This window comes from Shewanella sp. SP2S2-4 (assembly GCF_031932025.1).
Taxonomy (GTDB): domain Bacteria; phylum Pseudomonadota; class Gammaproteobacteria; order Enterobacterales; family Shewanellaceae; genus Shewanella; species Shewanella baltica.
In genome coordinates, this window is record NZ_JAUOER010000002.1 from 162085 (window position 1) to 176685 (window position 14601).

General features: G+C 45.8%; 16 protein-coding genes. 7 read left to right on the forward strand and 9 right to left on the reverse strand.

The genetic code is table 11. The features are described from left to right. Positions 1-8: 8 nt before the first annotated feature. Both metA and Q4Q54_RS02575 read right to left on the reverse strand, forming a co-directional pair. Positions 9-950, reverse strand: coding sequence for a homoserine O-succinyltransferase (metA, locus tag Q4Q54_RS02570; RefSeq protein ID WP_311987603.1), 942 nt, complete (start codon positions 948-950; stop codon positions 9-11). 70 nt (positions 951-1020) lie between these two features. After that, positions 1021-1440, reverse strand: coding sequence for a YbaY family lipoprotein (locus tag Q4Q54_RS02575; protein ID WP_006081022.1), 420 nt, complete (start codon positions 1438-1440; stop codon positions 1021-1023). Positions 1441-1557: 117 nt separating this feature from the next. Between Q4Q54_RS02575 and Q4Q54_RS02580 the strand changes: the two genes are divergently transcribed. Continuing rightward, positions 1558-2301, forward strand: a complete 744-nt coding sequence (locus Q4Q54_RS02580; protein WP_006081021.1) for an SDR family NAD(P)-dependent oxidoreductase — start codon at positions 1558-1560, stop codon at positions 2299-2301. A 93-nt stretch (positions 2302-2394) separates the two neighbouring features. Here Q4Q54_RS02580 and ompW read toward each other — a convergent pair whose 3' ends face one another. After that, positions 2395-3039, reverse strand: a complete 645-nt coding sequence (gene ompW / locus Q4Q54_RS02585) for an outer membrane protein OmpW (RefSeq protein ID WP_283629636.1) — start codon at positions 3037-3039, stop codon at positions 2395-2397. Between the two features lie 526 nt (positions 3040-3565). Beyond that, complete coding sequence (locus Q4Q54_RS02590; protein WP_311987607.1) at positions 3566-4231, reverse strand: nucleotidyltransferase family protein; 666 nt, start codon at positions 4229-4231, stop codon at positions 3566-3568. Positions 4232-4446: 215 nt separating this feature from the next. On the opposite strand from Q4Q54_RS02590, the gene Q4Q54_RS02595 reads away from it, so the two are divergent. After that, positions 4447-4608 (forward strand): hypothetical protein, encoded by a 162-nt coding sequence (locus Q4Q54_RS02595; protein ID WP_283629638.1) that lies wholly within the window; start codon positions 4447-4449, stop codon positions 4606-4608. Between the two features lie 64 nt (positions 4609-4672). Here Q4Q54_RS02595 and maiA read toward each other — a convergent pair whose 3' ends face one another. The 5 genes from maiA to phhA all read right to left on the reverse strand — a co-directional run bounded on the left by maiA (position 4673) and on the right by phhA (position 9875). After that, positions 4673-5323, reverse strand: a complete 651-nt coding sequence (gene maiA / locus Q4Q54_RS02600) for a maleylacetoacetate isomerase (RefSeq protein WP_259563243.1) — start codon at positions 5321-5323, stop codon at positions 4673-4675. A gap of 87 nt (positions 5324-5410) precedes the next feature. Continuing rightward, a complete protein-coding gene (locus tag Q4Q54_RS02605) occupies positions 5411-6397 on the reverse strand; it encodes a fumarylacetoacetate hydrolase family protein (RefSeq protein WP_006085272.1) in 987 nt (328 codons plus the stop codon). A gap of 386 nt (positions 6398-6783) precedes the next feature. Then, complete coding sequence (gene tyrR, locus Q4Q54_RS02610) at positions 6784-8322, reverse strand: transcriptional regulator TyrR (RefSeq protein ID WP_006085271.1); 1539 nt, start codon at positions 8320-8322, stop codon at positions 6784-6786. 267 nt (positions 8323-8589) lie between these two features. Further along, on the reverse strand, positions 8590-8928 hold the full coding sequence (locus Q4Q54_RS02615) for a 4a-hydroxytetrahydrobiopterin dehydratase (RefSeq protein WP_006081014.1): 339 nt from the start codon (positions 8926-8928) through the stop codon (positions 8590-8592). Between the two features lie 146 nt (positions 8929-9074). Beyond that, complete coding sequence (gene phhA / locus Q4Q54_RS02620; RefSeq protein WP_220592490.1) at positions 9075-9875, reverse strand: phenylalanine 4-monooxygenase; 801 nt, start codon at positions 9873-9875, stop codon at positions 9075-9077. Positions 9876-10198: 323 nt separating this feature from the next. On the opposite strand from phhA, the gene galU reads away from it, so the two are divergent. The 5 genes from galU (at position 10199) to Q4Q54_RS02645 (ending at position 14550) form a co-directional block, all read left to right on the forward strand. Further along, a complete protein-coding gene (galU, locus tag Q4Q54_RS02625) occupies positions 10199-11107 on the forward strand; it encodes a UTP--glucose-1-phosphate uridylyltransferase GalU (protein WP_107402248.1) in 909 nt (302 codons plus the stop codon). Then, positions 11107-12120, forward strand: a complete 1014-nt coding sequence (gene galE, locus Q4Q54_RS02630) for a UDP-glucose 4-epimerase GalE (protein WP_107946977.1) — start codon at positions 11107-11109, stop codon at positions 12118-12120. Before galU ends, galE begins: the two co-directional genes overlap by 1 nt. A gap of 95 nt (positions 12121-12215) precedes the next feature. After that, positions 12216-12698, forward strand: a complete 483-nt coding sequence (gene napF / locus Q4Q54_RS02635) for a ferredoxin-type protein NapF (protein WP_311987612.1) — start codon at positions 12216-12218, stop codon at positions 12696-12698. A 111-nt stretch (positions 12699-12809) separates the two neighbouring features. Further along, complete coding sequence (locus Q4Q54_RS02640; protein WP_311987614.1) at positions 12810-13259, forward strand: polymer-forming cytoskeletal protein; 450 nt, start codon at positions 12810-12812, stop codon at positions 13257-13259. Positions 13260-13575: 316 nt separating this feature from the next. Next, a complete protein-coding gene (locus Q4Q54_RS02645; protein WP_311898731.1) occupies positions 13576-14550 on the forward strand; it encodes a LysR family transcriptional regulator in 975 nt (324 codons plus the stop codon). The last annotated feature ends 51 nt before the right edge of the window (positions 14551-14601 follow it).

Sequence of the window (14601 nt, forward strand, 5' to 3'; positions counted from 1 at the left end):
TGCGTGAATTAACGCGACTCCCACGGTGTCATCGCCGTCATATCGCTTAAGTCGTAAGGGGTTAACTGATAGACGTAATAGTTGAGCCAGTTACTCACCAGCAAGCTACCGTGGCTGTGCCAGCGGGCAATGGCGTCGGCTTTAGGATCATCATTGCGATAATAATTCTGCGGCACATTCGGGTCTAAGCCTTGGCTTAAGTCTCGCTGATATTCCTCGTTTAAGGTCGACTTTTGATATTCAGGATGACCCATCACAAACAAGTTACGATTGTTACGACTCAACACCAAATAAGCCCCTGCCTCATCGGACTCGGCCAATAATTGTAGCTGTGGATGCTGTCTAATTTCTTCGACATTCATTTCGGCAAAACGGGAATGGGGCGCAAAAAATTCATCATCAAAACCGCGCAGTAGCGGGAAATGCTGAGAGGTACGGCGATGCACGAATACGCCAGAACGCTTCTGTTGCAATATTTTTCGATTTAAACCATAGAGGTGATACAAACCCGCATGGGCCGCCCAACATAAAAACAACACTGAGGTGACATGCTCTTGCGACCAGTCGATGATTTCACGGATATGATCCCAATAAACTACATCTTCGAAATCGATTTGCCCAAGCGGCGCACCTGTGATGATAAGGCCGTCGTAATTTTTATGGCGCACGGCTTCAAAGTCACGGTAGAAAGTATTCATGTGATCGATGGAAGTATGCTTGGATTCTTTGTCGTGAATGCGCAATAAATCCACATCGACTTGTAAAGGCGTGTTGCCCAGTAAGCGCAGTAACTGGGTTTCTGTCTCGATTTTGTTCGGCATCAAGTTCAAAATCAGCACCTTCATCGGCCTGATATCTTGATTCGCCGCCCGCGTCTCGGACATAACGAAAATATTTTCTGACTCTAACACTTCTGCTGCGGGCAGATGATCTGGAATTCTAACCGGCATACCGCGCCTCTTCTGTTCGTAAATACCAACGGATTCGGCGCGTATGTCAGCTCACTTCTGAGCGGGCTAACTAGCCACCGACTTTCTCTAGCAGTATCGTCATTGGCTCAGTCGAATTGAGGTCAATGTGATAGGCTTGAGTATTAATAAACAATAACTTATCACCGAGCATTATCCGTGCACCTATGGCATAAGTGTGCCCGGGTTGGAACTGATCGCTGCCAATCGCAAAACTGAATGGCGTGGGTGTTGCTGCACCTTGTTGTACGCGCTCCGCCATCACTATGGCTGGCACATCCATTTTTGATACATCGAGCAGTTGCACTACGACCTTAGCCTCGGCGGGCAGAGCAATCCGTTCGCGATACAAGGTCTCGCCTTTTATCTCCACGATAGCATTGGGTGTCGCACAACCAGATAACACACCCATTAGCGCCATTAATGCTAAAGCGGTTAATCTCAACGCGCTTAAACGCAACCATTTGTTCATTTTGTTTCTCCTAATCATACATAAAGACTTCTAGATGTCCATACGCCCAAGCTATAAATCTTGTCTTGGCGAACATATCTTCCTATCATAAGCCACCATTTCGTTGCCGAAAAACCTATGACCCAAGCAACTGCAATAATTGTGGGAGCTAGCTCACAATTAAGTCGTGAAATTGCAAAGCAATTGGCAGATCAACAGGTTGAATTAGTCTTATTCGCCCAAGATCCAGAATCACTCCGCGATTTTGCCTTATCCTTGCCAACAAAAGTACAAGTATTTTCACTTCAAATTGAACAGCCTCAAGCCATCATCACTCAACTTGAATCCGTCTGGCAGAGTCTTGGCGGTGCGCACTTAGTCTTAGTCAATACAGGCCTCAATAGTTATGATCCTGAGCTGCCTTGGCTGCCAGAGCAAGACATTATCGATGTCAATGTGCGAGGTTTTGCCGCTATCTGCAATACGGCATTTAGACTATTTCGCGAGCAAGGTTATGGACAACTGGCGGCAATAAACTCTATCGCAGGTTTGCGCGGTGGCCCAAGTGTGGCCTATCACGCCTCAAAAGCCTTTGGGCAGAATTACCTTGAGGGCTTATGTATGCACGCCCAGCGCCTCAAGTTGCCCATTACGATTACCGATATCCAACTCGGTTTACTCGATAAAGCCGCCATGCAGCAAAGTGCGATGTGGTTGGCACCATTGCCACAAGTCGCAGCGCAAATCATCAAAGCAATGAAACAAGGCAAACGCCGCGTCTATGTGACTAAACGCTGGCGCCTCGTCGCTTGGCTCACCGTATTATTACCCGAATTTATCTATAACACTCGTCACTGGAAGGCTAAAAAGCCAAAGCGCTAAATCGGCTTAGCCTGAGTGGAACATGCGCGATAAAAAGTGCAAAAACGAAAAAGGAGCCTAAGGCTCCTTTTTTACGCTTATCTGATCCGTAGATTAGAAAGTGTAACCTACGCTGACCATGTAAACCCATGGGTCAATATCGGTACCAATAACCACAGTGTCACCCGATAATTTAAACTTCACATCGCTGCTAATTTGCGCGTACCACACGGAAGCGTTCACTAACCAGTTTTTGTTAACCTGATAATCAACACCCGCTTGTGCCGCTAAGCCCCAAGACGTGGTCATGCTCAAGTCGGTTAACGCACCACCTAGATCATTGGTGAACTCATTATCGTAGAAATTAGTGTAATTAACACCGACGCCAATGTAAGGGCGAACCACTGATTGAGAATTACCGAAATAGTACTGTGCCACTAGCGTTGGCGGCAGTTGCTTAGTTTCAGCAATTTTAGTCCCACCCAAAGAAACGTCATGGCTAAAAGGCGTTGCTGCTAATAGCTCTACCCCAAAGTTATCAGTCAACATATAACCAAAGTTCAAACCCAGTTGAGTGTCGTTACTGATTTGGAACTCGCCTTTACCAGCAACATCATCGCTTGATTCGTTTGGCGCGACAACGATGGCACCCGCACGAACGATAATGTCACCTGCTTGGTGAGCCGATACAGAAGCAGAAAAACCAGCAGCTAAAAGGGTGGCAGCGATCAGTGTAGAAACAGTATTTTTGTTCATCATCATACTCCATATGTACAACATAGGTTTTTGTTTTAAATTACATCCTTAACAATTGACGCCTACACTGCCAGAGAAGCGCGACCACTTTATTGATCCAAATCAAAGTGAATAGCCAATACTCATTTCTAGGTACTACCCATGGGATCTAAATCACGAAATTCAAACATTTATCGACAGTACACCTTTGTTTTCTGTGAGCTAAGTTCTTTATTAGTCATCACTAATGACTACAGCAAGAGGTAGAGAATATTAGTAAAATAAACATTTAAGTAACAACAAAAAGCACTTAGCTGAGGGGGATTTGGCCATTAAGTTCAAATTTATGGGACTAGATGAGGAAGAATAGAAGCAGAAAACGGCCGAACCCAAACGGCTTAAGGATGATACCCATACTGTTAGCGGTCTAAATTAGTGAGTAACTATATTGAATCGCTATATTGAGTCGCTAAATTACATGGGACGAATTGAGTCAGATGCTTGAGTCGGTTTAGGAGTGAATGTGAGATAACGTGGGTGAATGAGAAAATCAGCTTGTGCGGCAACACTCAAGCAAAGGATACCGAGTAAGCCAGCCCTTAGTCTCGACTCTGTGATCAAACACGGTTAATGATCGCTTTGGATTAGCGCTCAGTTTGAGTGCAAACAGGGAGTTAAGCCCAAAAGGAGCCACCAGCTCAATATCGTAAGACGCGGGATGATTTTTCATCCCAACACAAGTCTGAGTCCCAGTCTTAGTCTGATTATCAGATTCTGTATCGACAGCTTGATAGCTTACCCCGATTGCGGTTTCAAGTTCTGGCCAATGGGCCATCGCATCAACACAAGATGTGTAAGCCATGTCTTGATTTCGAACATGCATGCGCGCCTGATTCTTCACCGACCAAGGTAACTCAGGGGCAAGCTGATTAAGATAGGTTTCAATTACCTGATCCCGCTCGGGGCTAATATTTAACGGGCAAAAATAGATCAGATCGATATCGTTCAGTGGACTCAACTCAAATCCGTGCAAGCGATCCCAGACTAGATTACGGACAAATCCCGCCGCAAGGCACCACTGCGGCATTGAGTGTACTTTGGCGCATTGGAGCGCAAGTTCAAGCGCCCTTACCCGCTCGCAGTCTTGAGCTATCCATTCGAGTAATTGATGCTTTAGTTCTGCTTCACTCATAGCATCATCCATAACTTTATTCATAACATTACTCTTAACATAATCGTCCGCTTCAATGTCAGAAAACACCACGGAAATGACATTCCGCTTACTCCACTTATCCATCGGTTTCTGAGCACTTTACGACCCCATGACAGAGTAGAGAAACGAGACTATAAATAGGTGCCATCACCGCCAAATAAATCCAAAACCCATAGACATCTTTGTCTAAAAAATTAACGCTAACCGTAAAGATGGGCATGAACAGTAGCATCCATTTTATTACATTGAGTTTGTACAGTATCGGCTGTTCACAGTGGCAGCAGCGTCCTTCCTTAATCGGCACATCCTTAGCGCCGAGTTTACCTTTGCAATACGGACATTTTTTACTGAAAAGCATTGAAACCCCATCGCTGAGATAAGACTCGTAAAGCAAGCCTCATTATCCATTCTTTCTATTTGTAAACGCTTCATCAGTGCGATTCGTTACACCGCATCCGCTTGGCGCTCTGGGGCCGCATCGGCAAAGGCTTCAAGCTGATTACACTCAGCCCACACGCGCATGATATTGGGATAAGGCGTTAAATCTACATTAAAACGCTGGGCGTTATACACCTGCGGCACTAAACATAAGTCGGCTAATGTCACTGTATCCCCAAAGCAGTAACGACCGCTGTGCCTTACCAACAAGGTTTCTAGGGCTGCAAAGCCACTCGCGACCCAGTGGTGATACCAAGTATTTTTAGCCGCTTCATCGACCCCTAAGGTTTGGGTTAAATACTGCAATACCCGCAAATTGTTTAATGGGTGAATTTCACAGGCTACCGTGAGTGCCATGGCGCGCACATGGGCACGCTCAAGAGCCGATGCAGGCAATAATGGTGACTGAGGGTGTATCTCATCAAGATATTCGATAATGGCTAAGGATTGCGACAATGCATCCGCATCCAGCTCATCATCCAACGTTAAGGTTGGCACTAACTCCAGCGGATTAAGCGCACTGTAGGCCGCTTTATGTTGCTCGCCGCCATCACGTACAAGATGCACAGACAACTGCTCGGCTGAAATCCCCTTAAGATTAAGGGCGATGCGAACTCGGTACGCCGCGCTTGAGCGCCAATAACCATAAAGTTTCATATTTTCATGTCCTTATAAAAGTCTGTATAAAAACGGGGCAATTAAGCCCCGTTAGTTTGAGTCGATGTAGCCCTTTAAGGGAAAGCCTTAGGCTTTGTATTCAACCACTTTTTGATCGATAGAACCGAAAATCGTTACATCGTTGTCATCGAGCATTTCGATGCGCACAGTGTCGCCAAAACGCATAAATGGCGTAGTAGCTTTGCCTTCAGCAATCACTTCTAACATACGTTTTTCCGCTAAACAGCTAGAGCCTGCGCTACGGTCATAGTTAGAAATAGTACCTGAGCCAATAATCGCACCAGCGCCCAATGGACGGGTTTTTGCAACATGTGAAACTAACTGGCTGAAATTAAAGGTCATATCGACGCCCGCATTCGGACGACCGAATAATTCACCGTTTAAATGGGTGATCAGCGGTAAATGCACTTTAGAATCTTCCCAACGTGCGCCCAGTTCATCCGGCGTCACTGCTACAGGTGAAAAACTGCTCGATGGCTTAGATTGGAAGAAACCAAAACCTTTTGCCAACTCACCTGGGATTAAGTTACGCAGTGACACATCGTTCACTAACATCAACAATTTAATATGCTTAGCCGCATTGTCGCTGCTCACCCCCATAGGCACATCATCGGTAATGATCGCGATTTCAGATTCGAAATCGATACCCCAGTCTTCACTCGCCAGTGGAATATCGGCTTTAGGGGCAATAAAACTGTCTGAACCACCTTGATAGAACAGCGGATCTGTCCAGAAGGTTTCAGGCATTTCTGCGCCGCGAGCCTTACGGACTAGCTCAACGTGATTCACATAAGCGCTGCCATCGGCCCATTGGTAGGCACGCGGTAGTGGCGACAAACACTTAGCTTCGTCAAACGCTTGCGCGTTATCTAACATGCCTTCATTTAACGCGTCGTACAATTCTTGCAATTGCGGTTTCAGTAAATCCCAACCGTCGAGTAATTGCTGCATAGTGTGGGCAATAGCAGGAACGGCAACCGTTTTAGTGAGATCGCGGCTAACTAACATCAACTGACCATCGCGGCGACCATTGTTATAACTTGCAAGTTTCATATTGGCTCCAGTGCTTCTAAGGCTAGGCGTACAATTTTATTGTGCTGGAAAACGCGCGGCGTCATCCAGCTTATATTCGGCGATTTTAATCGGACTTTTTGACTCATTAAGGGCACACACGTTACGCAGTCCGCGCCAACAGAGGCATGCCCTTTTGCTTGCTTTAACGTATTTGTTGCGCGTAGAAATACCCGAAGCTGGCGCAGATTCCTATAGCGTGACCAAAATCACATTTAGGTCAATTATTTCACATTTCGTAAACTAATCATTACGTTTATAACCTAGTTGCCGCTTATCAATATCTCGGTAAGCAATATGCCTGAAAAGTCGGCAACTAAGTGGAACGAAACTGTTACATCTATCGCGTCAAGCCAGCAAGGCTCGGCTTAACGACGCTTGGCTATCTTGTACTCACGCAGCTTATTGGCAATAGCGGTGTGCGACACCCCGAGCTTTTTCGCTAACTGTCGAGTGCTCGGATAGGCAGGATATAATCTGCGCAACAGACTCGCCTCAAACTGCTTCATTGCATCGTCGAGATTGCCTTCAAACTCATTGTCAAAGTAACCAAAACCTTCGGCGTAGGACGGCAATTTTAATTGTTCGACCGTCAACTCAGCCGAACCGTCCCACATAGACACAGCTCTAAATACCGCGTTCTTTAATTGGCGTACGTTACCTGGCCAAGCGTAGGTGAGCAAATGATCGCGGCACTGAGCCGAAATCCGCCGCACTGGGCTAGACAACTGTTGGCTGTAATGTTCGAGGAACATTTCCGTCAGTGGAATGATATCGACCTTACGCTCGCGCAGTGACGGTATGTGATAACTCAGCACATGGATGCGATAGTACAAATCTTCCCTAAACTCACCAGTTTGGCACAGTTCAGCTAAATTCTTCTGGGTTGAGCAGATAATTCGCACATCGGCGCGGACTTCTTCATCGCCGCCTATGCGTCTAAAGGTGCCATCTTGCAATAGCCGAAGCAGCTTAACTTGGGCAGCCTTGGACATTTCCGCTACTTCATCGAGAAATACTGTGCCGCCCTTGGCTTCTTCAAAGAAACCCCGTTTAACGACTTTACCTTGGCTGACATAACCGAATAATTCTTCTTCGGCGGCGCTGTCGGGCAGAGCGGCGCAGTTGATGGCAATAAAGGGTTTCTCGCGGCGCATGCTGGCATCGTGGCTGGCTCTGGCCATTAATTCTTTGCCAGTACCCGTTTCACCCGTGATCAATAAAGGCGCATCGAGCTGGGCCATACGCCGCGCTTGCTTTAGCACTTCCTTCATTTTGTCACTACTGGCTAATACATTTTCAAAGCCAGTGGTTTGGTTCTGCAGCGCGTTAAACTGTTTTCCAACCCGCGCGGGGGATTTTAGCGACACCACAGCGCCAACTAAGATGGTTTTTTCATCCTCATCGGGCAGGTAAATCGGCAGCATTTCGGCTAGATATTCGTTAGGACCAATTTGTACCCTCGCCGCTTGCGGTAAGACTTGGCTTTCACTCAACCAGCGGCTGAAGTTAAAACCTTGCACCCAATGATTGAGCGACTCTTCGAGCACTTCGTGCTCACCCATGCCGATATTGAGCAAGGCAGACTCGTTAACGATACGGATACGCGCTTTAGCATCGATGGAGAAAACGGAGTCGGGTAAGGTTTTGAGCAAGGTTTTAAGGGCGTAATGTTCCTGCTCTGAGGGCATAAACGACACAGTACGCACATCGTGGACACTTTCCACTTTGCGGATCTGCGGCATCAAGGCACTTAAGGTTTCAAAACTGATTTCGGCAAATTGTAAGTACAGGAAACCTTGGTTACTGGCATCAATGGCAATTAAATTAATACCATAACGCTCTAACACGACTAAGATATCTTTGGCTAAACCAACACGATCCTGACAGCTGACTTCCAAGCGCATAATGACTGATATTCCCTTTTTTGATTCGAATTTTGGGGATAAACCGTGCAGAGCTATTTTTCGCCTTGAGCTTTACAACAAAAATGACGCTTGCTAGGCAAGTCGTTACCTTAACGAAAACGTCAGCGATGAGGGGAAATAGCAGAGCCCGTATACGTTAGAAGGTTAAACAGAAAGTGGCAAGCCTAGTTTACAGTTGAATTGTAACAGGAAGAAAAAATCAGCATCAAAAAACAGGTTAAGATGCTGATTAAATTGGTGAATTAACTAAACCAATAACTGGTCTGTCTTGGCGGCCATGATGAAGTCATTCTTATGTAGGCCCTTAATAGAATGTGACCACCAAGTGACGGTTACTTTGCCCCATTCAGTGAAAATGCCTGGATGATGGAATTCTTCTTCCGCTAAATCCGCCAGCTTATTCGTGAATGCCATCGCCAGTTTAAAGTTTTTAAACTTGTAGACACGCTCAAGCTGCATTACGCCGTCACGTACTTGCACGCCCCAGTCGGGGATCATACGAATAAGTTCGGCCAATTCTTCATCGGTCACTTTAGGTGCGTCGGCTTGGCACGCTTCACATTTCATATTCGATAACGCTGTCATACATACTCCTGTTGGCAACATTGGTAGGGATATTCTGTTGCACTTTACTCATTTTCTATTAATAGCTTAAATCGCATGACTCAATATCAGATGGCTAAATTAGACGCCAGCCAAATAACGAGTCAACTCATCAAACGAATCGTGACTTAACTCGCCTTAGCTTTTGGCGGAAACTTAGGGGCAAATAAACCTAACTGACGGGCCTTAGTGACATAAGCCATAATATCCATCTTGGCAATTTCATCCAGCATATCAATGTGCTCAATCACATAATAAATCGGCTGCATAATGTCGATGCGATATGGGGTTCGCAGCACATTCAATAAATCAAAAGGTTGACGTTCTGGCGCGTCACTTTCCATTGCATACAAGGTTTCACCGGGTGAGCTTAAAATGCCGCCGCCATAAATACATAAGGGACCGTCTTTAGGCTGTAGTAAACCAAACTCAACCGTAAACCAGTACAAACGCGCTAAAAATACCCTTTCCTCTTTGCTGGCATGTAAACCTAACTGCCCATACATGTGAGAGAAATTGGCAAATGAAGGGTTGGTGAGCAAAGGGCAGTGACCAAAAATCTCGTGGAAGATATCTGGCTCTTGCAGGTAATCAAACTCTTCCTTGCGGCGAATAAAAGTGGCCACAGGAAACTCTTTATTGGCCAGCAATTCAAAGAAACGACCGAAGGATATCAGCGCAGGGACCGCCGCCGTTTTCCAACCAGTGGTCGCTTGTAATACCGCATCAATTTCGGCAAGTTGCGGAATGCGATCCTTTGGCATCCCTAAGGCATCGAGCCCTTGCAGATATTCCTTGCAGGCACGACCAGGGAGATTAACGGCTTGACGGGCGTAAAGCTGACGCCAAATATCGTGTTCTTCTTGTGGGTAATGGATAAACCCAGTGTCATCGGCTCTGCGAGCGATGTACTCTGTTCCTTTCGTCATAATCTTCACTCGGTGGCTAACACTCATGGCTCCATAGTGATCTAAGGCTTTAAATTTGTTAACTCCCTCACACTTTATTCTTGTGCCTCCACTGTGACGTAAACGTAAAGCAAATATTACAAGGTCATTAAAATCACCCTGTTGCTGCACTCCATGGGTGCTGGATTAGATCCACTGTGCTACCTTTGCTAAAACTTATGCCCGAATTTGCCGTTAAAATACTTAGATTTCCTCATTTTTTTAGTGTTTGTAAATAGCTTTTCTGTGCAGGTCATTTACAATATTGGCCATTAACCGCATCTCCTTGACCTAAAAGGTTCGCAATGAAACAACATCAAATTCGTAAAGCCGTTATTCCTGTCGCAGGCCTAGGCACTCGTATGCTTCCAGCGACCAAAGCGATTCCAAAGGAAATGTTACCGGTTGTCGATAAACCATTGATCCAATACGTGGTCAGTGAAGCTATCGCTGCTGGGATCAAAGAAATTGTCTTAGTGACTCACGCCAGTAAAAACTCTATCGAAAACCACTTCGATACCAGTTTCGAATTAGAAGCCCAACTCGAGCGCCGTGTTAAACGTCAGTTACTCGAAGCCGTGCAATCTATCTGTCCTAAAGACGTGACTATCATTAGCGTGCGTCAATCTCAGGCGAAAGGATTAGGCCACGCCATTTTGTGTGCAAAATCTGTCGTCGGCGATGCACCATTTGCAGTATTGCTGCCTGATGTGATCATCGATGAAGCCAGCTGTGATCTGCGCCGCGATAACTTAGCCGCTATGGTTACCCTGTTTGATGAAACCCAAGTGGGTCAAATCATGGTTGAAGGCGTGCCACACAATGTAGTTAACCAATATGGTATTGCTGATGTGAATGGCCATGATTTACAACCTGGAGAATCAGAACCATTAGTCGAACTGGTTGAGAAACCAGCCGTGGATGAAGCGCCGTCTAACTTAGCCGTTGTAGGCCGTTATGTGTTACCTGCCAGCATTTGGCCACTACTGGCTAAAACCCCTGCAGGCGCGGGCGATGAAATTCAATTAACCGATGCAATCGCTATGTTAATGAAGCAAGAAACCGTAAATGCTTACTACATGGAAGGTAAGAGCCACGACTGTGGTAACAAACAAGGTTATATGCGCGCGAACGTTGAATACGCCCTGCGCCACAGCGAAATCGGTGAAGATTTTGCGCAATATTTAAAAACCGTTGTAAAAGGGATGAAGTAATGACGATTTTAGTGACCGGTGGTGCTGGCTATATTGGCACTCACACTGTGGTAGAACTGCTCAATGCAGGCAGTGATGTGATTGTGTTAGACAACTTGTCTAATTCGAGCATAGAAGCCTTAAACCGAGTCGAGCGGATAACAGGTAAATCGGTCACTTTCTATCAGGGCGATATTCTTAATAAAGCCTTATTACAAAAAGTGTTTAACGATCATGCTATTGATTCCGTTATTCACTTTGCTGGATTAAAAGCAGTAGGTGAATCCGTCGCTAAACCCCTTAAGTATTATGAGAATAACGTCACAGGAACTCTTATCCTCTGCCAAGTTATGGCGGAGTTTAAGGTGAAAAATCTCGTTTTCAGCTCATCGGCTACTGTATATGGCGATCCAGCCAGTTTGCCAATCACCGAAGACTTTCCCACTGGGGCGACCAATCCCTATGGCCAATCTAAATTGATGGTTGAACATATACTGGCAGATGTACACAATGCCGATCCGAGCTGGAATATCGCTCGTCTGCGTTATTTTAATCCGGTTGGCGCCCATGCCAGTGGCTTAATCGGCGAAGATCCTAATGATATCCCTAACAACTTAATGCCCTTTATTGCGCAGGTTGCCGTGGGTAAACGTGCCGCCTTAAGTGTGTTTGGTGATGATTATCCGACTCATGATGGGACAGGCGTGCGTGACTATATCCATGTGGTGGATTTAGCCAATGGCCATTTAAAAGCACTGGCAAAATTGGCCACTAAACCGGGTCTGGTCACCTATAACTTAGGCACAGGCCAAGGATATAGTGTTTTAGACATGGTTCACGCCTTTGAAAAAGCCTGTGGTAACACCATTGCCTACCAAATTGCGCCACGTCGCCCTGGTGATATTGCCGCCTGCTACGCCGATCCAACCCACGCAAGGGAAGATCTTGGCTGGCAAGCAACACATACGCTAGAAGATATGGCCAACAGTAGCTGGCATTGGCAATCGACCAATCCCAATGGTTATAACGGCTAACAAATTGAATGGCTTGTGGAAATATCCCAAGCCATTTTTCTTTATCACTGTGAATACACCCATCACTTTAAATAATTAACCGTTCGAGGAGCAACATGACTCAAAGTATTAATCACAGTCGTCGTAACCTCTTTCGCCGCCGTAAAGATAATGCCTTGAGGCCGCCTTGGGTGCGTGATGATATCGAGTTCACCGATGTGTGCACGCGCTGTTCAGCCTGTATTGAGGTGTGTGAAACGCAGATCATCATCAAAGGCGATGGTGGATTTCCTGAAGTGTCCTTTAAGGACAATGAGTGTACTTTTTGTACACTGTGCGCTAAGGCATGCCCTGAGAATATCTTCGATTTAGCCCAAACACCTTGGTCGTATCAAGCCCATATTCAACAGAGTTGTTTAACCTTTCAAGGGATCTGGTGCCAAAGTTGTAAGGATGCCTGTGAGCCTAGAGCCATCAGTTTTGTGTTCAATATTGGCCAAGCTCCACGTCCGCAAATAGACCTTGAACTTTGTACCGGATGCGGCGCCTGTGTGGCTCCCTGCCCTAGCAAGGCCATTGAAATAACCCGACCGACTTAATGCAGCAAAGCCATCACATTAACCCATACAGAGCTGTGCATATCATCGATTTTACGCTAGTATCGCGCCTCTATTGAACTCTGTTAATCCCTTCTCGAATTAAGTTAATTTATGATGATGTTTGTAAAAAAACTGTTCTTCCCCCCTAAACAAAGTCCCTCTTTTAGTTTTATTTCTCGAGGCACTAAACTCACGGGGAATATCGAATTAACGGGCGATGTGCTTATTGGCGGTGATATCCAAGGTCAACTGCTTTCTGAGGCTAATATCACTATAGAACAGGGCGGTACGATTCAAGGCGAAGTCAAGTGCCATGAGTTTGTCGTGAACGGACACTTCAAAGGCAGACTCATTTGTGAACGCTTAGTGATCCAGCATAATGGTGTTGTCGATGGCGAAGTGGCGAGCACTTCAATGCAAATTTTTGAGGGCGGCCAGTTTATTGGCATGCGGATTAAAGAAGATGCGCCAACCATTTATTCCCATGCAATTGGCCACACACCTGTAACAGCCAATGGTAACTTATCGCACGTACAAAACGATGTTATAGAATCTCGCTAAAACAGCGAATAAATGACACTCGCAAGCTCACCCACTTAGGCGAGCTTGTATTTTTAACGCATTATTTACTCAATTTTTTTAATACCCCGACTCAAAACCCTTACCAGCCAAATAACTGCCTGCGAAGTAGCACCCTTTACAATAGTTAAATAATTGTTATTTTGCCGAGAGTGATCACAGTTAATCCGCACGACTGCTGTTAATCTCACGGCTAATAGCGATGTTAGGGGGATAGCAAGGAGCAGAGTCAGGGCCACAGAATGCCCCTAATAACCCCGCAAAAAATAGTTAAGACTCATATAGGGCAACATACAAAATGAGCAACGTATTACTCAAACAAATCTGTGAACTCGATGTTTTTACCTTACTGGTATTTAAAAGTATTTTCGACACTGGGCACGCGAACAGTGCCGCCAAAGCGTTGGATGTTTCTGCACCGAAAATCAGCCGTTGTCTCAACGCATTACGCCTGACCTTTAACGATGAACTCTTCTATCGCCGACAACAGGGGCTAAAACCCACTCCTTTAGCAGAAAGCCTGTATGTGGCGATTTGCCAGTTTACTGAATCGGTTTATCACCTCGAACAATCTGCAACTCAGATACAAAATGCAGCCATCAATGCCGATTTACCACTACATATCGCCGCCTGTAATGGACTATTGAGCTTTTTAGCGCCGCAATTAAGCACGCCTGAAGTCGCCCAAGCATTAGGACAAATACGTTTACATAAATGGCAGGAAAATAGCGCAGAGTTAATTCACGCAGGTGTACTGGATTTTGGCATCACCTTAGAAAGCGCTGAAAATAAAGAATTAAGTTACACCAAACTTGGCACAATCAATGGTGTTTACATCGTTGCCACCAAACAACATCCTCTGTGGCAGATTGAGACCGATATTACCTTAGAGCAAATCTGTCGCCATCCATTCCTCTACCAAGAAGTGAAGGGCTTTAATAGCAAAATTGACCCCTTAGAATTATTTTGCCAGCGCCAAGGCCTCTTGCTGCCAGCGGTGGATAAAGTCATCGACAGGGAGGAGTGGTACGCCCATTTACTCACCATGAAGAGTGTGGCTTTTTGTTCCAGCATTGATATGCACACAGTAAAACACATGCCCGGATTACACTTAGAACGCCTAAGCGATACAGAGCTCAATCGACTCCACGATACTATGATGGCGCCACAATATTATCTTATTGAAAAACCAGCCATTCATCGGCGCTACAGCCAAAGTCAAAGCGCGCTTGTCGTGCGTTCCTTACTTGCCGCGCTCGACCCCGCACGCTAACACGAGACAATAAGCTCAGCCAAGCTCGTGGATATATCATTCACTAAACCT